Consider the following 21,931-nt stretch of genomic DNA (forward strand, 5'->3'; position numbering starts at 1 on the left):
CACCACCACGTAGCCAGGATCGGCGCCGGCAAACCATGCTCTGAGTGCGGGCCGCCTCCGATACCGCGCGTGTCGGGGACGGCTCACCCCGTTCAACTGGAATAACGACCTGGTGAGGGTGGGAAGGAACAAAGCGGCTTGTCCGGGTGAGCGGGGGAACGGAACATGGGGAGAGACCGCAAGGGAGCCTCGATGATCGAGATCTGGCCGGGAGACCCCTATCCGCTCGGGGCGACCTACGACGGCGCGGGAACGAACTTCTCGCTCTACACAGAGGTCGCGGACGCTGTGGAGCTGTGCCTGTTCGACGAGGACAACGTCGAGTCGAGGGTGCCGCTGACCGAGGTCGACGGGTTCATCTGGCACGGCTACCTGCCGGGGATCGGGCCGGGCCAGCGCTACGGCTACCGCGTCCACGGCCCGTACGAGCCGGCGCGCGGGCTGCGCTGCAACCCGGCCAAGCTGCTGCTCGACCCGTACGCCATGGCCATCGAGGGCGGCGTGACCTGGAACGAGGCGGTCTACGGCTACCGGTTCGGCCAGCCCGACACGCGCAACGACACCGACTCGGCCCCGTACGTGCCGCGGTCTATCGTGATCAACCCGTTCTTCGGGTGGGGGCACGACCGGCCGCCCGCGACGCCGTACCACGACACCGTGATCTACGAGGCCCACGTGCGGGGGCTGACGATCAGCCATCCCAAGATCCCCAAGCACCTGCGTGGCACGTACGCGGCGCTCGGCCACCCCGAGATCCTCGACCACCTCACCAAGCTCGGCGTCACGGCGCTGGAGCTCATGCCGGTGCACCAGTTCGTGACCGACCACATCCTGGAGCAGCGCGGCCTGTCCAACTACTGGGGCTACAACTCGATCGGGTTCTTCGCGCCCCACAACCGCTACTCCAGCCAGGGGCAGCGCGGCGGGCAGGTGCTGGAGTTCAAGGCCATGGTCAGGGGGCTGCACGAGGCGGGCATCGAGGTCATCCTCGACGTCGTCTACAACCACACCGCCGAGGGCAACCACCTCGGGCCGACGCTGGGGCTCAAGGGGATCGGCAACCCCGACTACTACCGCCTGGTCGACAACGACCCGCGCTACTACGTGGACACCACGGGCACGGGCAACAGCCTGCTCATGCGCTCGCCACACGTCCTGCAGATGATCATGGACTCGCTGCGCTATTGGGTCATCGAGATGCACGTCGACGGGTTCCGCTTCGACCTCGCCTCGACGCTGGCCCGGGAACTGCACGAGGTCGACCGGCTGAGCTCGTTCTTCGACCTGGTGCAGCAGGACCCGGTGCTGTCGCAGGTCAAGCTGATCGCCGAGCCGTGGGACGTGGGGCCGGGCGGCTACCAGGTCGGGAACTTCCCGTCGCGGTGGACGGAGTGGAACGGCCGCTACCGCGACACGATCCGCGACCTGTGGCGCGGGCAGCCGGCCACGCTGCCCGAGTTCGGGTCCAGGTTCACCGGGTCGAGCGACCTCTACCAGGACGACAGCCGCCGCCCGGCGGCCTCGATCAACTTCGTCACCTGCCACGACGGCTTCACCCTGCAGGACCTCGTCTCGTACAACGTCAAGCACAACGAGGCCAACAAGGAGGGCAACCGCGACGGCACCGACGACAACCGGTCCTGGAACTGCGGCGAGGAGGGCCAGGCGGGCGACACCGTCGAGGCGCTGCGCGAGCAGCAGAAACGCAACTTCCTCACCACGCTCTTCCTGTCGCAGGGCGTGCCGATGCTCTCCCACGGCGACGAGCTCGGCCGCACGCAGAAGGGCAACAACAACGGCTACTGCCAGGACAACGAGCTGACCTGGGTCGACTGGTCCGACGTGCGGGAGAACTGGCTGCTGCTGGAGTTCACGCAGAGCCTGGCCGCGCTGCGGAAGCGGCATCCGGTCTTCCGCCGCAGGCGCTTCTTCTACGGCAAGCCGGTACGCGGGCTCAACGACATCGCGTGGCTCACGCCGTCCGGGGAGGAGATGACGGACGGCGACTGGAACGTCGGATACGCGAAGTCGCTGGCCGTGTTTCTCAACGGCGACGCCATCACCGAGCCCGACCGGCGGGGCCGCCCGATCAGGGATGACTCGTTCCTGCTGCTGTTCAACGCGCACTACGACACGATCAAGTTCACGATCCCCGAGGACTACGGCGAAATGTGGCACACGGAGATCGACACCGCCATGCCGATCATGCTCGACGTGCGGATCTGCCGCGGCGGGGAGGCCATCGAGGTGCCCGGACGGAGTGTGCGGGTGTTGCGCCGTGTCTAGGCCGGCCTCCACCTACCGGGTGCAGCTGACCCCCGACTTCGGCTTCGCCCAGGTGGCCGAGATCGCCGGCTACCTGCGCGACCTCGGCGTGAGCCACGTCTATCTGTCGCCGATCCTGCAGTCCACGCCCGAGTCGCGGCACGGCTACGACGTCACCGACCACTCCAGGATCAGGGAGGAGTTCGGCGGGGCGACGGGGTTCAGGGAGATGGCGCAGCAGCTCGCCGCCCATGACCTGGGCATCGTGGTGGACATCGTGCCCAACCACATGAACACGGTCAACGCGCAGTTCTGGTCCGTGCTCAAGGACGGGCCCGCCTCGCCGTACGCGAGCTGGTTCGACATCGACTGGAAGGACGGGAAGGTCGCGCTGCCCGTGCTCGGCGACGACACGGAGCCGTACGTGCACGGCGACGTGGTGCGTTACCACGGGCACACCTACCCCTATCCCGGCCACTACCGGCTGGTCGACTGGCGCGAGGGGCCCGGCTACCGGCGTTTCTTCGACGTGTCCTCCTTAATCGGCCTGCGGGTGGAGGATCCGGCGGTGCTGTTCGCCACGCACGAGGTGATCTTCTGGCTGCTCGACGAGGGGCTGGTGGACGGGCTGCGGGTCGACCACCCCGACGGGCTGGCCGACCCGCGGGGCTACCTGGAACGGCTGCGCGCCAGGGTGGGCGAGACCTGGACCGTGGTCGAGAAGATCCTCATCGGGCCCGAACGGCTGCCGGGCGACTGGGCCTGCGACGGCACCAGCGGCTACGACGTGCTCAACCGGGTGAACGGGCTCTTCGTCGATCCCGACGGCAAAGCTCCCCTGGTCCAGCTTTTTGCTGACATGACCGGGCAACCTTCCGAGTACCGGCCCGTGATGGCGCAGGCCAAGCGGGAGGTGATCGACCTGTTCTTCGGCGCCGAGGTCGCGCGCCTGGCCAGGGCCGCCGGGCAGGACCCCGCCGCCGTCCGCGAGCTGCTCGCCGCGATGCCGGTCTACCGCGCGTACGTGGTGCCCGGCGAACCGCCGCCGCCCGAGTCCGTCGAGATCGTCGAGCTGGCCGCCGAGGCGTGCTCGCCCGCCGTGCTGCCGCTGGCCCGCGAGGTCCTGTACGGCCGGGACGAGGCGATCGTACGGTTCCAGCAGGCATGCGGGCCCGTCATGGCCAAGGGCGTGGAGGACACGGCGCTCTACCGGTGGTATCCGCTGGCGTGCCTCAACGAGGTGGGCGGGGAGCCGGACGCGTTCGGGGTGTCGGTGGAGGACTTCCACGACTTCTGCGCCGAGCTGCGGCCGTACACGATGACCACGCTGTCCACGCACGACACGAAGCGGTCGGAGGACGTGCGGGCGCGGCTGTCGGTGTTGTCGGAGCTGCCCGAGGAGTGGGCCGCCGCGATGGCGTCGTGGTCGGCCTCGGTGCGCTTCGACCCCCATCTGGACTATCTGGCCTGGCAGAACCTCATGGCGGCCTGGCCGATCTCGGTCGAGCGGTTCACGGATTACCTGCTCAAGGCGGCGCGGGAGGCCAAGACCGCCATTTCCTGGATAAATCCGGATCCGTCCTATGAGCGTGGGTTGCGGGAGTTCGCGGCGGCGGCGGTGCGGCAGCCGGTCGGCGAGTTCACCGCGCGGATCGAGCCCTACGCCATGTCCAACTCGCTCGGGGCCAAGCTCGTGCAGCTCATGATGCCCGGGGTGCCCGACGTGTACCAGGGCAACGAGACGACCGACTTCTCGCTGGTCGACCCGGACAACCGGCGGCCGGTGACGTACCCCCGCAAACCCGAGACCGCGTGGGACGCGGCCAAGCTGCTGGTGACGACGCAGGCGCTGCGGCTGCGCCGCCGGCTCGGGGGAGCGGCGCCGTACCGGCCGCTGTGGGCGGAGGGGCCGGCGGCGGCGCACGTGATCGCCTTCGCCCGCGGGGAGCGGCCGCAGGCCGTCGCGGTCGCCACCCGGCTTCCCGCGCGTCTGGCCCGGTGCGGATGGGGCTCCACGTCCCTGACGCTCCCCGGCGGGACCTGGCGCGACCTGCTCACCGGCGGCCTCTACACGGGGCGGATCCCGCTCGCGCACCTGCTCGGTCAGTATCCGGTCTCACTGCTGGAGCGACATGATCTTTGAGGTCTGGGCACCGAAGGCCACGGCTGTCGAACTGTTCGCCGCGGGCGCACCTCACGCGATGTCGCGCGGGGAGGGGGGCTGGTGGTCGGTCGAGGTGGCGGGGGCCTCGCACGGCACGCGGTACGCGTACCAGGTGGACGGCGAAGGGCCGTACCCGGATCCGCGGTCGCTGCGGCAGCCGGAGGGGATCTTCGGGCCGAGCGCCGTGTACGAGCACGGTCGCTTCACGTGGTCCGACCACGAGTGGAAGGGCCGCGACCTGCGGGGGGCGGTGATCTACGAGCTGCACGTGGGGACGTTCACGCCGGAGGGGACGTTCTCGGCGGCCGTCGAGAAGCTGCCGCACCTGGTGGAGCTGTCGGTCGACTTCGTCGAGGTCATGCCGGTCGCTCCTGTGCCCGGGGGGCGGAACTGGGGTTATGACGGGGTGGATCTGTACGCCGTCAACGAGACGTACGGGGGGCCTGACGGGCTCAAGTCGTTCGTGGACGCGTGTCATCGGGCCGGGATCGGGGTCATCCTGGACGTCGTCTACAACCATCTCGGTCCGTCGGGGAACTTCCTGCACCCGTTCGCGCCCTATTTTTCCGGATTTAAGGGCAGTTATTGGGGTGATGCGGTCAATTTGGACGGGCCGGGCTCCGACGAGGTGCGGCGGTACTTCATCGGCAACGCGGTGCAGTGGCTGCGCGACTACCACATCGACGGGCTGCGGCTGGACGCCGTACACGCGCTGCACGACCGCCGCGCCGAGCACCTGCTGGCGGCGCTGTCGGAGGAGGTGGACGCGCTGGCCTGCTCGCTCGGTCGCCCGCTGTCCCTGATCGCCGAGTCCGACCTGAACGACCCGCGCATGGTGCGCTCGCTCGACGCCGGCGGCCTGGGCATGTCCGCCCAGTGGTGCGACGACATCCACCACGCCCTGCACTGCGCGGTGAGCGGGGAGTCCCACGGCTACTACGCCGACTTCGCCTCCCTGCCGGCGCTGGCCAAGGTGCTGACCTCGGGAGTGCTCCACGACGGCACCTACTCGTCCTTCCGCGACCGTTCCCACGGCCGTCCCTTCACGGGCGTGCCCGGCCACCGGCTCGTCGCCTGCGTCCAGAACCACGACCAGATCGGCAACCGCCCCGGCGGCGACCGCCTGTCCGTCCCCGCGCTCAAACTGGGCGCGGGCCTGCTGCTGACCTCACCGTTCACACCCATGCTCTTCATGGGGGAGGAGTGGGGGGCGCGCACGCCGTTCCTGTTCTTCTCCGATCACATGGAGCCCGCGCTGCGGGAGAGCGAGGCGGCGCGGCGGGAGCGGGAGTTCGAGGGGTTCGGGTACGTCTGGGACGCGCCCGACCCGTCGGACGAGGACACGTTCCTGCGCTCGAAACTGGACTGGGGGGAGGTGAAGGAGGAGGAGCACTGGTCGCTGCTGTGCTGGTACCGCGACCTGATCGCCCTGCGCAAGGCGCTGCCCGAGCTGTGCGATCCGCGTATGGATCGGGTCCGGGTGGAGGTGGATGCGCTGGGGAAGTGGCTGGTGATGTGGCGGGGGTCACTGGCGGTGGCGGTGAACTTCGCCCAGGAGTCGGCCACGGTACCGGTGCTCTCTGGGACGGTGCTGTTGGCCTCGGACGATCCTGTCATGGCGGACGGCAGCTCCCTACGCCTTCCCGCCCAATCCATGGCCATCTGCAAGCCCCATCCGGCTCATTGACAGGGCGGTTTGATTCGTAGCGTAGGGCGTCAGGCGGCTTCTTCGACGCGGCCCGACCGCGCCGTGATGCTTGCGGACGTCCGTAGCACCCCTACCGCCACCCACCACGGGACCGCCCTGTCCACCCTCACCAGCACCAGCACCAGACCCGCACCATTCTCCCGGCTCGCCGGGCTCCCCGGGCTCCCCGGGCTCCCCGGCACCCCGGCACCCCGGCACCTCGGCACCCTGGGCACTCCGGCACTCCGGGCACCCGGCTCCCCGGCTTCCCGGGCACCCCGGCACCTCGAGCACCCCGGCACCCCGAGCAGTCCGGCACCCCGGCACCCGGGACACCGGGGACTCGGGACACTCCGGGGGCTTGGGGCACGGCCCGCTCGGAGTGCCCCAGGCGCCCCAGTCGCTCTGGGCGGTGCTATGGATGGACCTGGTCACGGCCGAGCGGGGCGGGACGTGCCGTGCCGTGCGCCTGCCCGACCCGGCCGCCCCGCCCGACCCGGGTGCGCCTGCCCGACCCGGCCGACCCCCCGACCCGGGTGGGGCGTGCCGCGCGCGTGCCCGGCCCGGCCCAGCCCAGACCGAATGGGCGTGCCGCGTGACTGCCAGACCCGCCCGGCCGAGTCGGGCGTGGCGCGCCTACCCTCGGCCGGCCTACCCAGCTCGGCCGAGGTTCGGTGCGCTAGTTAGGGATGACGCCGCTTCTCGTAGTCGTCGATGACCTTGCCCAGTTTGGCGAGCTTCTCGGTGAACCAGACGTTCTCGGCGCCCGTCGGCGGGCGGTTGGAGTCCACGTACTGGTAGCCGAGGTTGGAGAACATGGCGACAACGTAGGTGCGGCCTCCCTTGCCGGGCAGGGCCTTCACGATGCCCGCGTCAGCGCCGGAGTTGTTCACCCAGCCGTTCTTGTGGGCGTACGTCACCTCGGCCGCGTCGTTGCACGGCCGTACGTCGTGGCCGTACGAGATGCCCTGCCCGGGGATGGTCACGGTGCCGTCGGCGCCGATCCAACGCGAGGGCGTGAGCTGCGGGATGCCCGGGGCGGGGTAGGCGGCGCCGCACCAGTTGGTGGTCGACAGGGTGAGGTTCATGCCCTGATCGCCGAGCTTGCTCTTGAAGAACGTACGGGAGGCGTCGCTGAGGACGGCGGCGGTGACGCCGTTGCCGTCGGGAGCCCTCCACAGGGTGCCGAGGCCGCCGTTGACCAGCATCAGCAGCTTGGCCGTGTCGAGCGAGCTCATGGTGACGGGGTTGCCCCACCGGGCGCCGTTGGCCGGGTTGGTGTTCTTCAGCTGAAGTGTTTCCAGGCCCAGGTCCTGGAAGGTCTGGTTGAGGCCGTCGACCGCGCTGCGGTCGTGCAGCAGCTTGACCATGGCGCAGGTGGCGGCGTTGGACGACCAGGTGAGTGAGGCGTCGAGAAAGTTGCGGACCGTGTTGCTGCTGGCCGGGCCGCACAGTGAGCTGATCGTCGTGGGTTTGTAGTCGTAGGTGTCGTCGAGCGAGAGCTGGCCCTGGTCCACCAGACGCAGTACCCCGAAGGCCACCATCAGCTTCAGCACCGACGCGGGGTACGGGCTCATGAAGTCGATGGAGGCGTTCTCGCGGCCCGGCACGATGTCGATGGTGCCCTGGCCGTGGTTGGCGTACCAGCCGGCGTCGTCCCACTGCCGCCAGCGGACGTCGGTGGTGTGTAGGTTGCGGTCGACCGGCACGACCTTCCCGTCCGGATACTGCGGGCTCATCAGCACGGTGCCCGAGGAGACGGGGCGCCCGGCCCGGTTCAGCTCGATGACGGTCAGGTCGATCTGCGGCTGCTGCGAGATAGGCTCGGCCGCCGCGACGGTCGCGAGCAGATCAGCCTTATTCGGTGGCTTCCTCGCCTCCTTGTCGACGTTGTCCTGCCGAAGCGCGTTCAACTCGGCTGCGCCGGTCGGCGGATTGGTGTCCAGGACCTGCTCGAACTGCAACTGGTCGAGAGTCCGGCGTAAGTGATGCGCGAGCACGCTCGCGGAGCCGTCCTCTGCCGCGGCGGCCGGAGTCGGCACGACCAAACCGCCCAGCAGTACGGCTGCGGTGGCGAGCCCAGCGAGACCTCGACTTCGATTTCTGGATCTTGGGAGGTTCACCGCGCCACTCTAGCCAGCGGTCGAGCCGGCTGAGCGCAAAATATCTTGAACCAGAGTTGACGCCCGGCGCCATCTTCCGGCACCACGAGCACGGCCGACTCATCGAGACTTCCGCACGTCGCGCTCCCCGATGAAAACGATCGGCCTGGTGAGCGCCCGCCTACAGCTGCCGCAAAGCGACTGGCAGCCGGCACGCCACCGACGATTCACCCCCGACACGCCATCCCTCACGCCTTAATGGCCCGCCATACATTCCACGAAGCGACCCACCTCAGACTCCTCCCCGACAACCCCTCGCCCCACGGCGCCGCCACGCGGCCGAGCGCAGGCCGACGCCCCGATGACGCGCTGTCGAACGCGCGCCGACAGTCTGGTGACGTCACGCTGTCGAGCGCGCGCCGATGGCCCGATGACGCCACTGAGCCGATCTCACGCCGACACTTACGGCGACCGCTCCCAGCAAATGCCACGCCGACTCCACCGGATCACAGAGGAGCGCAGCCGATTGGGTGGACCGTAGCGGATCGGAGCGGAGCGCTATCCACAAGGGCGACCACAGCCCCAGGCATTATCCACAGAACCCCGCTCCACTCCGCCCAAGCCCCCGGCGATCACCGATGATCCTGAGTGCCTCACCAACCCCGACACCCCAACACCCCACAACCCCTCGACACAGCAACCCCGCAACACCCGGGCGACACCTAACAACCCCGCAACATCGCAACACCCCTTCACATCCCAGCAACCCCCATCAACCCCGAGCAACCCCGTGACGCCCCGCAACGCCTGTAACACGCCACCCCCGTAATCCCGCTACACCACAACGCCCGCTTCATCGCAACGCCCGCTATAGCTCTACACCCCGAGACGCCATCCCCAAGCCCACCGCACCCGCCCCACCACCACGGTTCGCGCGGAGCCAAAGACCAACCCGGAGCGCATTCACCATGAAGATCATCCTGCCTTTGCCCGCCACGCTGACCTCCCTCTTCGTCGTGGCCACAGACCATCTGCCGTTCGAAGTCGACTCCTTCGTGCCCTGGCGCGTAGCCGGCCCGTACAGAAGAGCCGCGATCAGCGCAGCAGGCAGCGGCTCCTTGACGGTGATCCACCACCAGACCCCCTGGAAACCAACAGCGACCAACCTCACAGACGAGGAAAGACGCCGCCTACGCCGCACCGGCCAACACGTGGTGGTGTCCACGACCGCACCCCCACACAAGCTCCCGATCAGCATTCAGACAGCGAGAGCGACGGCCCGAGCCCTGGCGAGGGAATGCGACGGCCTCCTGATCGACCCACTGACGGGCACCACCATCCTCACCTGCGGAAGATGCGCAGGCGAGCCCACGGACTTCCGCCTCACCGACGACTGGCTGTCCTGGGACGTCCAGGTCCACGACGCCGCGACCTGTCCACCCTGGGACCCGTCCGACATGGGTGTATGCGACTGCCTGCGCGTCACGTCCCGAGGCCTGCGCCGCTTCGCCCTCCCTGAGATCACCCTCGACGGCGCCGCCTGCGCCCACAACCTGTGCGCGACCAATCTCCTCCGCACAGTGGCCCACCGCCTGGTCACAGACCACCTGGCCTACGTAGCCGCTCACCCGGAGGCGACCGACCGCAAGATCGACGACTTCCTCCAGATAAGCCCCGCAGACCAGCCGGACGGCGGCCTACCTTTCGGTGTCCAGCTGACGCCCTACGACGCCGACCAGGGAGAACTGGGCCGCACAGGCACCATCCGCCGCCTCAAGATCGGCCCACCACCCGGTGCCGGCCAGATCACCTGCCTGAAGGTCGGCCCGCCCTCAGGCTTCCCCGGCTCCCTGAACGACTGGCTATGCGCCACCCAAAAGCCCGCCCACCCCCCACTCACCTTGATCAACTGTCACCCCCCAGCCCCACCCACCCCTTCACGAGCAACCCCATTCCTCCCAACGCCCCTGACCCCACCCCACCCCCTGGAGCCGACTCGAGCCGCGCAGCCGGCTCCGCCCATGAAACCGACGCCGGCCTCCACCCCGGTCGCGACACCGACTCCTACCCCTGCTCACCCCCCACGCGTGGAGGTTGAGCGTGCGGCAGCCTGAGTCCGGCCCCAGCGACCCCGGTGTGACGCCGACTGCGATCCCGGCTCGGCCTTCAGGTGTGGGGGTTGAGCGTGCGGCAGCCTGAGTTCGGTCCCGGCGATCCCGGTGTGACGCCGACTGCGATCCCGGCTCGGCCTTCAGGTGTGGGGGTTGAGCGTGCGGCAGCCTGAGTCCGGTCCCAGCGACCTCGGCGTGACGCCGACTGCGATCGCCGCTCGGCCTTCAGGTGTGGGGGTCGAGCGTGCAGCAGCCTGAGTCCGGCCCCGGCGACCCCGGTGTGACTCCGACTCCGATCGCGGCTCGGCCTTCAGGCGTGGGGGTCGAGCGTGCAGCAGCCTGAGTCCGGTCCCAGCGACCTCGGCGTGACTCCGACTCCGATCGCGGCTCGGCCTTCAGGCGTGGGGGTTGAACGTGCAGCAGCCTGAGCTCGACCCCAGCGACCCCGGCGCGACCCCGGCTATGGCGTCGACGGACATCCTTCTCTTACGCACCTGTGGGCAGGAGGGAGCAATGGATGGGACGGGTGTGGTGCCTGTTATGGTCGGATTTGTTGGTAAAAGTGCATGCTCGTCCTGAACCGAATCGAGGTATTCGGCCGTCCAAGTGACGTGATCCCGTTTGAGATGATCGATGAAGATCTGCGTACGGCGCGTCAGCGGGCGCGTCGCTGGGAAGGGCTGAGCGAGCGCCACACGGCCGTCGCCGCCCTCGTGAGGCAGGCCCGGCGGGAGCTCGACGCGGTCGGGGTGTGGGATCAGGAGCAGGTAGCCGTCGCGGAAACGAGGCTGGGGGCGTACCTGGCCATGCTCGCGGCGGTGGAACGGGACCTGGCCGAGGTGGGGCCGGCGTGGGAGCTCTACGAGGAGTTGCTGGCACGTGAGGAGCGGCGAGTGGCCGCTTCGGCCGATCCCCGGGGCGCCGAGCTGCTGGAGATCGGACGGTTGCTCGCCGAGCTGGATGTGGAGTTGCCTGCTCGGGAACGAGCCCGGGCGGCCGGGCTCGAGGCCCTGTATGGCCGGGGGACGGTGGGCGAGTTCGTCCGGCAGGTGGAGGCGCTCGGCATGATGGCGGAAGGCGGCGTTCAGGGGATGGGCGGTGTCCGAGAAGTGGTGCAGCAGCTCGAGGAGCGTTGCCGGGAGCTGGGGCGGCTACGTGACAGGCTGCGAGCTCGCCGGGAGGAGGTGCTGCTCAGCTGAAGCCCGGGGCTGCTCCGAGGTGGTCGGTGGGTTTGGTGGCGGTTGGGTGATGGGTTGTTGGTTGGTCGGGGGGAGGTGCTGGTCTGCTGAGGCCTGGTGTTGCTTTGGGGTGGTCGGTGGGTTTGTTAGCGGCTGAGGAGTTGGGTCATGATCTGGTCGAGGGTGGCTGCCGGGTTTGGGACGGGGCCGGGGGAGCGCCAGGCTACGTAGCCGTCCGGTCGGACCAGGACGGCGCCGCCCCCGCTGACGCCGTACCGCTCCCGGAAGTGCCCGTCCACGTCTTTCAGCTCCTCGTCTACCACCAACCGTGTGAGCTGGACGCCGAGGCGCTCCTTGACCAGACGTCCGGCGTCCATCCAGGCCTGGCCGCCCTGTCTGTCGGCCAGCAGTACGAAGCCGGAGCCGAAGAGGTCGATGGTCGAGATGCGCTGGCCTTCCCAGTCGAGCACCACGTGAGGGGCGCGGCTGCCGGGACGGCCGTTGGGTACGCGCGGGTCCTCCAGGATGGAGCCGTCGTCGCCGGGTTCGTCCAGGATGGCGGTGGAGTGGTAGCGGTATCCGATGATGACGCTGATGAAGTCCTCGACGGGCTCCGGGTAGCCGACGCGGGCGGTCGGAGGCATGCGTACGCCGAGGTTGGCGAGCTGGGCATCGGCCGTCAGCGTGCCGATCGGGCGGCGTTCGGCGTCGTACGTGTCGAGGAAGTCGGGCCCGGCCTGGCCGGTGACGACGAGCCACAGGCGCCAGGCGAGATCGCAGCCGTCCTGGAGCGCGGTGCTGCCGCCCTGCCCGCCGGTGGGCGGCATGGTGTGGGCCGCGTCCCCGGCGAAGAACACCCGGCCGGAGCGGTACGTGTCGGCCACCACGTGCCCCAGGGCGAACGACGCCTTGTCCAGTAGCTGAACGTCCAGGTCGGGCTGGTCGGTCGCGATGCGTACCAGCTCTTTGCAGCGCTCCTCGGTGAAGTCGGCGTCGCTCTGGCCATCGGAGTAGTTGACGCCCAGCACGTGCGCCCCGACGCCGGTGCCGGTCACGATCACACCGGTGAAGGTGTCGTTCTGCAGGTACCAGAGCGTGACCTCGCGCTCGCGCACCAGCCCGCTCAGATCCGCGTCGAACATGATCGAGCACATCCGGCCCAGCTCGCCCTTGCCCGAGGTGGGGACGTTCAGGAGGCGGCGCAGCGGGCTCCGGTAGCCGTCCGCGGCCACCACGTAGTCGGCTCGCACGAGACGGTCGCCGCCGGCGTCGCGGATCAGCGCGGTCACGCCGTCCTCGTCCTGCTCCAGCGAGACCAACTCGGTGGAGAAACGCAGGTCGGCGCCCAGCTCCTCGGCCGTGAACCGCAGCAGCCGCTCGATCGCGGCCTGGGGCGCCCCCACCTGCGCCGCCGGGGTGATGTCGGCCAGGAAGGCCATCTCCTCCTGCTCGTCGCTGATGATCATGTGAGGGTCCGGGTCGGCCAGGTTCTTGGCGATCGCTATGCGCATGTTGTCCCCGATGCCTGCCCAGGTTTCGCGCAGCTCCTGTTCGATGCCGGGTACGGGGCGCAGCAGCTCGATGGCTCGCGGGCCGACTCCGAACGCCTTGGGTTGGATCGAGGTGCTCGGGTGCTTCTCCACCAGCATGACGGGTACGTCGCGCCAGGCCAGGAGCGTTGCCGTGCTCAGCCCTGCGTACCCACCGCCCACCACCAGGACGGGCACCCGCTCTTGTTTCATGCTTGTCCACCTCCGGAAAACGCGTAGTATCGCGTCTATGGTCGAGGGACACGATATGTCGCGTATGAAGGCATGGTCAAGACATATCGCGTTTCGGGGTGGCGGCGATGGGCGGCGCGGGGGTGGGGTTGACGGTGGGATTGGAGGTGGCTCGAGGGTTGGAGGTGGAAGTTGATGGTGGCGGGCGAGGTGAGGGCCGCACCGGTTTGAGGCTTTAGGTGGCGTGGGGTGGCGGGCTGGTGCTGGTTGCTGGAGGTGGTAGCGATGCGGCGGTGGTCTGGGTGGCGGCGGTTGAGGGCGAACACGGTCAGGAGTGTCGGGAGTTGAGGGGACGCTCGGGCGTATGGCGATTGGCGCACAGTCGGAGTTTTGGGAATCGGGCATGGTCAGGGTGTTGGAGGTTGAGAAACCACAGTCGAGGGTGGGGCGTTGGGGCGCGTTCCGGGGTGGGGCGGGCCCGCGCTTGGGGGCGCGGGGCCCGTCCGTTGTTGTGTGGGTGTCAGTGCACCAGGCCTGGGACCAAGGTCGTTCCGTAGTTGCGTAGGGCGAAGAGTTCTCGGGTCTTGCCGGTTTTCACGTTCACCGCGTAGACCATCGATGTGGGTCCGCGTGATGACTCGGGGACGGCCACGACGGTTACCTCGGTGGCGTTCAGCCAGCTGCCGAGACCCGACGGATGGAGCTCTTCCGGGATGCCGGAGATCGGGATTCGGGTTTCGCGGCCGCCCTGCACGGCGTCGAACACGACGATCGAGCCGTCCTGCTGCACCATCGGCTCGCGGTTCGCGTCGAAGGTCTGGCCCAGGCGGGCGAGGGTGCGGCCGTCGGGGGCGAGGGCGCTGTAGTCGTAGGTGAAGTCCGGGATGGTGATCGGGTCGTGGTCGAGCACCCACACCTGGCTGCTGTTGTCGTACGGCTTGGCGAGCACGACGGGGCCGGAGCCGTCCGACACGCTCACGGGCCACCAGCCGCGCGGGAGGTCGGACACCGTGCCCCGCTCCACGTCCACCAGCTTGTTGGGCTCTCGTCGCCCGCCCCAGCTCGACACGATGAACCTCAGCCCGTTGGGCGACAGCCGCAGGGCGTGTTCGTTCGAGACCGAGAAGTCCTCCGCGGGCTGCTTCAGCGGGGACTTCCAGGTTTTGCCGCTCGCCAGGTCGCGCACGACGATCGTGCGCTGCTTCGAGTTGTAGTACGCGAGCCGGCGTCCGTCCGCCGTGACCGCCAGGGGGCCGGTCTGCGGTGCCGCGGTCAGTTCGTAGGTGGCGCCGTCGCGGGTCACGAGCCGCCAGGCGCGCTTCGTGCACGCGGTGGTGCGGCATTCCGGCCGGTACGCCTGTTCGATCGGCCCGACGCCTTCCGAGGGCAGCGGGGAGACCGTCGTCTCCGGCGGGGTGAGCACGACCGGAGCCTCGGGGCGTAGCTGTTGGAAGAGCACGGTGCCGCCACCTGCGATCAGGCAGGTCGCCGCGGCGATGGCCACGGTCAGGCGGGTGGCGCGCCGACGGCGGGCGCCCCGCACCGCCTGGGCGGCCAGATCGACGGCGGGCGCCTGTTCGGCCAGCGCGTTCAGGTCTTCGCGCAGGGAGTTCACCGGTACACCTCCTGGGGGACGAGCGCGCGCAGTTTCGACAGCGCGTAGTGGGTCTGGCTCTTGACGGTGCCGATCGAGACGCCCAGGAGCTGCGCGGTCTCGTGCTCGGTGCGGTCCTCGTAGAAGCGCAGCACGATCAGCGCCCGCTGCTTCGGCGTGAGCCGCGCGAGCGCGTGGAGCAGGGCGAGCCGGCGTACAGTCGCCTCGTCGTGCGGCTGCCCGGAGGCCGCGAACTCCGGTAATTCGGCCTCAGGAACCTCGAGCCGCTTCCGCTTGCGCCAGGAGATGGTCTGGTTCACCAGGGCTTTGCGCGCGTACGCCTCGGGGTTGCCGCCCTTGGCGAGCTTGACCCAGTGGGAGGCGACGCGCGTGAGGACCGTCTGCAACAGGTCCTCGGCGAGGTGGGCGTTCCCGGTGAGCAGGTACGCCGTCCGCATCAGCGATTGCTGGCGGGTTCGTACGAACTCGTGGAACCCCTCATAACGGTCCATGCATAAAACAACTTCGCCGAAGGGCCCAAGGTTGGAAAACCGGCTACTCGGAGAGGTGGCGTTCCAGGGACTCGAGTTTGCTCGTCATCCCGTCGGTGACCCCCTGCCGGAGGTCGGCCTTGAGCACCAGGCCGACCCGGGGCGCGACCTCCGCCACCGCGTCCACCGCGCGCTTGACCACGTCCATGACCTCGTCCCACTCACCCTCGATCGTGGTGAACATGGCGTCCGTCCGGTTGGGCAGGCCGCTGTCGCGGACCACCTTGACGGCGCGGGCGACGGGCTCGGCGACACCTTCGCCGACGCCCAGCGGGGTGATGGAGAATGCGACGATCATTGCGTGCCTCCTTGCGGCGGGCCGGAGGGTCTCGATCTTAGCCAGCCGCCAGGACTTGACCAGCCGTCAGGTCTCAGCCGGCCGTCGGGGAGAAGCGAAAAGCCACGACGCCTCCCAGAACGCCGTGGCCACCCGCCGCACTTCATCCACGCGTCACGCGTGGTCGTGCTCCTCTTCGTCCTCATCCTCGCTGGGGCCCTCGGAGGGCTCCACCCCGAGGACGGCCTCGCGCGGCTCGATCTCGTTGATGTGGTCGACGAGCTGCAGCACGTGGTCCGGCTCGATGAGCCACTGCAGCGCCGAGGCGCCCGTCTCGTCGGAGCCGACCAGCTCGGCCTGCTCGGTGCGCTCCTCGGCGGTGAGGTCGGCGTCCGGGTGCCGGATCTCGGCCAGCGCGGCCGCCTGCAACGCGTCCACGTCAAGCACCTCGACGGTCAGCTCGACCGTGAGGCGCAGGAACTTCGGTTCATCACTCATGGCGACGACTCTAGGGCAGCTTCCACTCGACAGGTGCCGCGCCTTGCTGTTCCAGCAGCTCATTGGCCCGGCTGAAGGGACGCGAGCCGAAGAAGCCGCTGCGCGCCGAGAGGGGGGAGGGGTGGGCGGACTCGATGCGGGGCACGTCGCCGAGCATCGGGGCCAGGTTGCGGGCGTCGCGGCCCCAGAGGATGGCCACCATCGGCTTGTCGCGCGCCACGAGGGCGTGGATGGCCTGCTCGGTGACCTGCTCCCAGCCCTTGCCCCGGTGGGAGGCGGGCTTGCCGGGCATCACGGTGAGGACCCTGTTGAGGAGCAGGACGCCCTGCTCGGCCCACGGCGTCAGGTCGCCGTTGGCGGGGCGGGGGAGGCCGAGGTCGGTCTCCATCTCCTTGTAGATGTTGACCAGGCTGCCGGGCAGTGGCCGCACCTCGGGCGCCACCGAGAACGACAGCCCGACCGGGTGACCGGGCGTGGGGTAGGGGTCCTGGCCCACGATCAGCACCTTGACGTCGTCGAAGGGCTGGTTGAAGGCACGCAGCACGTGCGTGCCCGCGGGCAGGTACTGCCTGCCATCGGCGATTTCCTTGCGCAGGAACTCGCCCATCAGGGAGATCTGCTCGGAGACGGGCTCGAGCGCGCGGGCCCATCCGGCTTCGACGACTTCGTTCAGTGGACGACCGGCCATGGCCGATGAGCTTATCTAGGTCTGGTACGGCTTGCTGCCGAAACGTCGGGTCCAGCCGTACCAGAATGATCACAAGGTGCCCGCGCGGACCGCGCGGGCACCTTGATCACTTCACGGAGCCGGCCATCATGCCCTGGACGAAGTACCGCTGGAACGCGAAGAACAGGACCAGCGGGATGATCAGCGACAGGAACGCACCGGACGAGAGGATGTCCACGTTCGATCCGAACTGCCGCATCTGAGACTGCAGGGCCTTGGTCATCGGCTGGTTGTCGGTGTTGGCGAAGACCAGCGCGATGAGCATGTCGTTCCACACCCACAGGAACTGGAATATGCCCAGCGAGGCGATCGCCGGCTTGCCCAGCGGGAACACCACCGACACGAAGATCTTCCACTCGGGCGCCCCGTCCATCCGCGCCGCCTCCAGCAGGGAGGACGGGATGCCGACGAAGAAGTTGCGCAGCAGGAAGATGGCGAACGGCAGGCCGAACGCCGTGTGGAACAGCACCACGCCCGGGATCGAGCCGAAGATCCCGATGCCTCCGTAGAAGGACGCGACGGGGATCAGCGCGATCTGGATGGGCACGATCAGCAGCCCGACCACGACGAGGAACGCCCCGTCACGCCCGGGGAACTCCATCCACGCGAACGCGTAGGCGGCCATGGCCGCGATGCCGATCACCAGGATCGTGGTCGGCACCGTGATCAGCACGGTGTTCCAGAAGGACGCCGTGAAGCCGCTGGCCAGCAGGTCCGCGTAGTTCGCCAGGGTCAGCTCGGCGGGCTTGGTGAAGATCGTCCACCAGCCCTCGGAGGTGTTGACGTCCGTCGTACGCATCGAGACGACGAGCAGGCCCAGCGTCGGCACCAGCCAGAACAGGCCCAGCAAGATCATGATCACCTGGACGGCGCCGCCGCCGATCCGGTCCACGATCTTGCTCGCCACGCTCCTGCGCGGCGCGCCCGTCTCCAGCCCCGAAGGGGCGGTAGCCGTGGCTGTCGTCATGATTCGTCCCTCCTGAACCGGCGAATGTTCATGATCATGAAGGGGAGGACCAGAACGAGCAGGAAGACGGCCAGCGCGCTGCCCAGACCCTGGTTGTTCCCGCCGCCGAACGCCACGCGCCACATCTCCAGCGCGACCACGTTCGCCTGGGGTTGGACCGAGGCCGGAGCGATGATGAAGACCAGGTCGAACACCTTCAGTGTATTGATGATCATCGTCACGAAGACGACGAGCAGCACCGGCGACAGCAGCGGCACGGTGATCTTGCGGAACACCTGCCACTCCGTGGCGCCGTCGATGCGGGCCGCCTCCAGCGCGTCACGCGGGATCGCCGCGAGCCCCGCCGCGATCAGCACCATGGCGAAACCGGCCCACACCCACACGAACGCGCCGATGATCGCCGGGGTGATGAGTGTCGGGCCGAGCCAGCTCAGGCCTTTGTAGGCGGCCTGGAAGTTCGACTGCGGGAGTCGTACGACATAGGAGCCGGCGGACAGGTCCTGGAAGCGGAACGAGCCGTCGTCGGCCGTCGTAGCGGTCGCGGCGACCTTGCCGTTCTGCACCGCCTCGACGGTCATGCCCGGCAGGCCCTTCTCCGAGGCGTCCACCTCGCCGTTCTTGCCGCCGCCTCCCGGCGTGAAGTCGAACCACACAGTCCCCGAGAGGCCGTCGCCGGCCGCGGGGGCCTTGGCGGCCTGGGCGTTGCTCGGCAGGGCGTTCGGCTTGACGCCCACGATCGGGATCAGCACCGGTTGACCCGCCTGGGCGGGCTGCTTGGTGACGACCGCGCCGCCGTCGGCGGCGACCGGTGACTGGTCGCCCTCGCGTGGGCGCGCTTCCGGGTAGCCCTGCGAGGAGGAGAACGTGTCGTGCACGGTGGTGAGCACGGCGTTGGCCACGCCCTTGGCGGGGTCCTGCTCGTAGACGAAGCGGAAGATCACGCCCGCCGCCATCAGGGAGACCGCCATGGGCATGAACACGATCAGTTTGAACGCCGTCGACCACCTGATCCGCTCGGTCAGGACCGCGAAGATCAGGCCCAGCGTGGTCACCACGATCGGCGCGATGACAACCCAGATGAGGTTGTTGCGGATCGTGGTGAGCATGCCGGAGTCGGTGAAGATCGTGGCGTAGTTGCCCAGTCCCACGAATCCGGTGCCCGCCGAGTCGAACAGGCTCCGGAAGATGGAGTAGACGATCGGGTAGACCACCCAGATGCCCAGCAGCACCGCCGCCGGGAGGAGGAAGGCTATGGCGACCGCCGGCGAGGGGCCGAGGCGTCTTTGCGTACGGGGGGTTTCAGCCGGTCCGGTGGAGGGCTCGTCCGCGGTGTCCGCGGACGAGACCTGCGGGCCGTCCAACCGTTCGGTCACGGCCTTACCTCTTTACTTCTTCCAGGCCTTCTTGGCCTCGGCTTCCAGTGTGGTCTGAGCGCCCTTGATGTCGCTCGGGTTGCGCAGGAAGTCCTGCAGCGCCTTCCACTCGCCCTTGCCGTCGGTGGCGCCGAACGCGCTCGGCGCCAGGTCGGACATGTCGTAGCGGACGGCGTCGCCGGCTGAGACGATCGTCTGGCCGAGCTGCTTGGTCAGCTCGTCGGGGTAGTTGTCGGGGGAGACGTTCTTGTTGGGCGACAGGTAGCCGGGCAGCTTCGCCCAGATCTCGCCGCCCTCCTTGGAGGCCAGGAACTGCAGCAGCGCCATCGCGCCGGGGGAGTCCTTCATCGCGACCGCGACGTCGCCGCCCAGGACGACGGGAGCTGTGTCACCGACCTTGGGGAACGGGAAGTACTTGGCGTCCTCGCCCACCTTGGCCTTCGACTGCGCCGCGGAGACGGCCACGAAGTCGGCCTCGATCACCATGGCGGCCTTCTTGTCGCCGTAGACCTTGGTCACGCAGCCGGGGAAGTCGGTCTGCAGGGCGCCGGCGTTGCCGTCGACCACGAACTCCTTCTTGCCCGCGATCTGCGCGATCTTCTCCAGCGCGGTGGTCACGGTGGGGTCCGTCCACGGGATCTCGTGCTTGGAGAGCTTGTCGTAGTTCTCCGGCCCGGCGGTGGACAGGTAGACGTTCTCGAAGAGGTCGGTCAGCGTCCAGCCGGACGCGCCGCAGAACGAGAACGGCGCGGTGCCGGAGTCGGCGATGGTCTGCGCGTTCTTGACCAGCTCGTCCCAGGTGGTGGCAGGCTGCACGCCCGCGTCGTCGTACGCCTGCGACCGGTACCAGACCAGCGACTTGTGCGCCGCCTTGATGAGCACGCCGTACACCTTGCCGCTGGCGGAGCCGAGCTCCTTCCAGTACGGGGTGTAGTTGGTGTCCACCTCCTTGACGACGTCGTCGGTCAGCGGGATGAGCGCGTTCTGGTCGGCGTACTGCTGCACCAGGCCAGGCTGCGGCAGGATCGCGACGTCCGGCGGGTTCTTGCCCTGGATGCGCGGGCCGAGGTAGGCGCCGGTGTCCTCACCGGTGGAGGCGTACGTGACCTGCGCGCCGGTCTTCTCGGTGAAGGCCTTGAGCACCTGCTGGAAGTTCTTCTGCTCGTCGCCGGTCCACTTGGCGGCGACCTCGAGCTTCACGCCCTGCAGCGGCTTGGCGCCGGCGGCGGGGGCCGACGCGGAGCCTGAAGCGTCGGTGGACGGCGAGGTGGTTGTCGGGGCGTTGCCGCAGGCGGCAACGGCTACCGCGAGCCCGGCCAGGATTGCTGCTGCTCTGGCGTTTCGCATGGCTGCCTCACTGGGTTCTGATGATCTCTTCGAGTTCTGACTTCATGGAGACCGCGACGTCGTCCGCGGACTCGGTGTAGGGGTTGCCGAGCGCCTTGGCGACCGAACTGGCGATCACCAGGCTCAGCTGGTTGTAGTTGGCGCTCACCGGCCGTGCCTTGGCGGCGAGGATGCTCTCCTTGAGCACGGGCAGGTAGGGGAAGCGCTTGATCAGGGCGGGGTCGTCGTAGAGCTCGGTCCACACGGGAGGGAAGGAGCCCTCGGTGAGGACGCGGCGCTCGTTCTCCAGACTGGTGAAGTAGCGGATGAACTCCTGCGCCGTGTGCTGACGCTTGGAGTAGGCGCTGATGGCGAGGTTGGCGCCGCCCAGCGTGCTGGACCCGGGGCCGTTGAGCCCCGGCAGCCGGGTCACCCCCAGCTTGTCGCCCAGTTTCGCCCTGGCCGGGCCGTAGCCGTGCGGCCAGTTGCGGGCGAAGGCGAGCCGGCCCTCCTGGAAGGCCAGGCGCGTCTCCTCCTCCTTGTAGCTCAGCGACTCCTTGGGGATCCAGCCCTCGCGCAGGCCCTGGAGCAGGAAGTCGAGTGCGATGCGCGTCTTGGCCGGGTCGAGGGTCACCTCGGCGCCGTCCTTGCTGACGATCTGCCCGCCGGCGGACTGCAGAGCCTCGGAGAAGTTGACGGTGAGCCCTTCATAAGCCAGGAACTGCCCGGCATAGCCTCCAATATCGTGCTTTTTCGTTATCTGTCGTGATTGGTCGCGAAGCTCGGCCCACGTCCGCGGGGGCTTCTTGACCAGGTCGGTCCGGTAGTAGAGCAACCCTGCGTTGCTCGTGTACGGGACGGCCCAGAGCTTGTCCTTGTAGACCGCCGTTTCCACGACGGGCGGCAGGAACCTGTCGAGCGGGAACAACCCGCGCTCCAGGGGGATGATCCAGCCGTTCTCCGCGAACTCGGCGGTCCACACCACGTCGAGCCCCAGTACGTCGTACCGGCTGCTCTTGGCCTGGAGGTTGGCCGCCATCTGAGCGCGCTGCTCGTCGGCGGCCTCGGGCAGCTCCAGCAGCGTCACCTTCTCGGCCGGGTGGGCCTGGTTCCAGCGGTCCAGCAAGGGTTGCAGGTACGCCGTGGTGTCGCGGCCGGTGGCGAACGTGATGGGGCCTGTGCCGCCCGTGCCAGTTTCGCCGCCGCCCTCATTGCTCGCCGGCGCGCAACCGGCCGCCGCCAGGAGGACGACCAGGGGGAGCGTGAGCGAGCGCACTCTGTTTCCTCCGCGTTCAGAGTGATTTACATACGTGTTAGGTAGATGCATTCATGTTATGCACACATGTAATCTGTAGGTCAACGGCTAGCTGCGTAACGCGTTCGTAACACG

Annotated in this window: 16 protein-coding genes; 5 read left to right on the forward strand and 11 right to left on the reverse strand. The window is 68.6% G+C overall.

Annotated features, from left to right (window positions below):
- The first annotated feature begins 192 nt into the window (after positions 1–192).
- Genes glgX through treZ form a run of 3 tightly spaced genes read left to right on the forward strand, consistent with a single transcriptional unit; the run spans position 193 to position 6,116 of the window.
- Positions 193–2,286 (forward strand): glycogen debranching protein GlgX, encoded by a 2,094-nt coding sequence (glgX, locus tag ACIBI9_RS33830; protein WP_397228042.1) that lies wholly within the window; start codon positions 193–195, stop codon positions 2,284–2,286.
- Positions 2,279–4,408, forward strand: a complete 2,130-nt coding sequence (treY, locus tag ACIBI9_RS33835; RefSeq protein WP_397228044.1) for a malto-oligosyltrehalose synthase — start codon at positions 2,279–2,281, stop codon at positions 4,406–4,408. The genes glgX and treY overlap by 8 nt, the downstream gene beginning before the upstream one ends.
- The gene (treZ, locus tag ACIBI9_RS33840; protein WP_397228046.1) at positions 4,398–6,116 is read left to right on the forward strand and encodes a malto-oligosyltrehalose trehalohydrolase; all 1,719 of its coding nucleotides are present in this window, start codon (positions 4,398–4,400) and stop codon (positions 6,114–6,116) included. The genes treY and treZ overlap by 11 nt, the downstream gene beginning before the upstream one ends.
- A gap of 683 nt (positions 6,117–6,799) precedes the next feature.
- Here the strand turns inward: treZ and ACIBI9_RS33845 are convergent.
- On the reverse strand, positions 6,800–8,158 hold the full coding sequence (locus ACIBI9_RS33845) for a serine hydrolase (RefSeq protein ID WP_397228048.1): 1,359 nt from the start codon (positions 8,156–8,158) through the stop codon (positions 6,800–6,802).
- Positions 8,159–9,186: 1,028 nt separating this feature from the next.
- Between ACIBI9_RS33845 and ACIBI9_RS33850 the strand changes: the two genes are divergently transcribed.
- Positions 9,187–10,332: a hypothetical protein gene (locus ACIBI9_RS33850; RefSeq protein WP_397228050.1), complete on the forward strand. Its 1,146-nt coding sequence runs from the start codon at positions 9,187–9,189 to the stop codon at positions 10,330–10,332.
- A 623-nt stretch (positions 10,333–10,955) separates the two neighbouring features.
- Entirely contained in the window at positions 10,956–11,528 is a 573-nt protein-coding gene (locus ACIBI9_RS33855; RefSeq protein WP_397228052.1) for a hypothetical protein, read from the forward strand.
- A gap of 125 nt (positions 11,529–11,653) precedes the next feature.
- Here the strand turns inward: ACIBI9_RS33855 and ACIBI9_RS33860 are convergent, their stop codons facing one another.
- The 10 genes from ACIBI9_RS33860 to ACIBI9_RS33905 form a co-directional block, all read right to left on the reverse strand.
- A complete protein-coding gene (locus ACIBI9_RS33860) occupies positions 11,654–13,249 on the reverse strand; it encodes an FAD-dependent monooxygenase (protein WP_397228054.1) in 1,596 nt (531 codons plus the stop codon).
- 499 nt (positions 13,250–13,748) lie between these two features.
- Entirely contained in the window at positions 13,749–14,843 is a 1,095-nt protein-coding gene (locus ACIBI9_RS33865; protein WP_397228056.1) for a hypothetical protein, read from the reverse strand.
- Positions 14,840–15,334, reverse strand: coding sequence for a SigE family RNA polymerase sigma factor (locus ACIBI9_RS33870; RefSeq protein ID WP_397228058.1), 495 nt, complete (start codon positions 15,332–15,334; stop codon positions 14,840–14,842). Before ACIBI9_RS33870 ends, ACIBI9_RS33865 begins: the two co-directional genes overlap by 4 nt.
- A gap of 43 nt (positions 15,335–15,377) precedes the next feature.
- Entirely contained in the window at positions 15,378–15,671 is a 294-nt protein-coding gene (locus tag ACIBI9_RS33875; RefSeq protein ID WP_394501231.1) for an MTH1187 family thiamine-binding protein, read from the reverse strand.
- 153 nt (positions 15,672–15,824) lie between these two features.
- Positions 15,825–16,148: a hypothetical protein gene (locus ACIBI9_RS33880; RefSeq protein WP_397228060.1), complete on the reverse strand. Its 324-nt coding sequence runs from the start codon at positions 16,146–16,148 to the stop codon at positions 15,825–15,827.
- A 10-nt stretch (positions 16,149–16,158) separates the two neighbouring features.
- Complete coding sequence (locus ACIBI9_RS33885; protein ID WP_397228062.1) at positions 16,159–16,836, reverse strand: uracil-DNA glycosylase; 678 nt, start codon at positions 16,834–16,836, stop codon at positions 16,159–16,161.
- A 106-nt stretch (positions 16,837–16,942) separates the two neighbouring features.
- Positions 16,943–17,842 (reverse strand): carbohydrate ABC transporter permease, encoded by a 900-nt coding sequence (locus ACIBI9_RS33890; protein WP_397228064.1) that lies wholly within the window; start codon positions 17,840–17,842, stop codon positions 16,943–16,945.
- A complete protein-coding gene (locus tag ACIBI9_RS33895; RefSeq protein ID WP_397228066.1) occupies positions 17,839–19,215 on the reverse strand; it encodes an ABC transporter permease subunit in 1,377 nt (458 codons plus the stop codon). Before ACIBI9_RS33895 ends, ACIBI9_RS33890 begins: the two co-directional genes overlap by 4 nt.
- Before the next feature lie 12 nt (positions 19,216–19,227).
- A complete protein-coding gene (locus ACIBI9_RS33900; protein WP_397228068.1) occupies positions 19,228–20,562 on the reverse strand; it encodes an ABC transporter substrate-binding protein in 1,335 nt (444 codons plus the stop codon).
- Between the two features lie 7 nt (positions 20,563–20,569).
- Complete coding sequence (locus tag ACIBI9_RS33905) at positions 20,570–21,817, reverse strand: ABC transporter substrate-binding protein (RefSeq protein WP_397228070.1); 1,248 nt, start codon at positions 21,815–21,817, stop codon at positions 20,570–20,572.
- Positions 21,818–21,931 lie beyond the last annotated feature (114 nt).

This window comes from Nonomuraea sp. NPDC050451 (genome assembly GCF_044458585.1).

What these genes read in the sequence shown, in the direction of transcription:
- ACIBI9_RS33850 (WP_397228050.1), top strand. Translation starts at nt 9,187, where the DNA reads ATGAAGATCATCCTGCCTTTGCCCGCCACGCTGACCTCCCTCTTCGTC.
- ACIBI9_RS33900 (WP_397228068.1), bottom strand. Translation starts at nt 20,562, where the DNA reads ATGCGAAACGCCAGAGCAGCAGCAATCCTGGCCGGGCTCGCGGTAGCC.
- ACIBI9_RS33870 (WP_397228058.1), bottom strand. Translation starts at nt 15,334, where the DNA reads ATGGACCGTTATGAGGGGTTCCACGAGTTCGTACGAACCCGCCAGCAA.
- treZ (WP_397228046.1), top strand. Translation starts at nt 4,398, where the DNA reads ATGATCTTTGAGGTCTGGGCACCGAAGGCCACGGCTGTCGAACTGTTC.
- ACIBI9_RS33855 (WP_397228052.1), top strand. Translation starts at nt 10,956, where the DNA reads ATGATCGATGAAGATCTGCGTACGGCGCGTCAGCGGGCGCGTCGCTGG.
- ACIBI9_RS33875 (WP_394501231.1), bottom strand. Translation starts at nt 15,671, where the DNA reads ATGATCGTCGCATTCTCCATCACCCCGCTGGGCGTCGGCGAAGGTGTC.
- ACIBI9_RS33890 (WP_397228064.1), bottom strand. Translation starts at nt 17,842, where the DNA reads ATGACGACAGCCACGGCTACCGCCCCTTCGGGGCTGGAGACGGGCGCG.
- ACIBI9_RS33880 (WP_397228060.1), bottom strand. Translation starts at nt 16,148, where the DNA reads ATGAGTGATGAACCGAAGTTCCTGCGCCTCACGGTCGAGCTGACCGTC.
- ACIBI9_RS33860 (WP_397228054.1), bottom strand. Translation starts at nt 13,249, where the DNA reads ATGAAACAAGAGCGGGTGCCCGTCCTGGTGGTGGGCGGTGGGTACGCA.
- glgX (WP_397228042.1), top strand. Translation starts at nt 193, where the DNA reads ATGATCGAGATCTGGCCGGGAGACCCCTATCCGCTCGGGGCGACCTAC.
- ACIBI9_RS33885 (WP_397228062.1), bottom strand. Translation starts at nt 16,836, where the DNA reads ATGGCCGGTCGTCCACTGAACGAAGTCGTCGAAGCCGGATGGGCCCGC.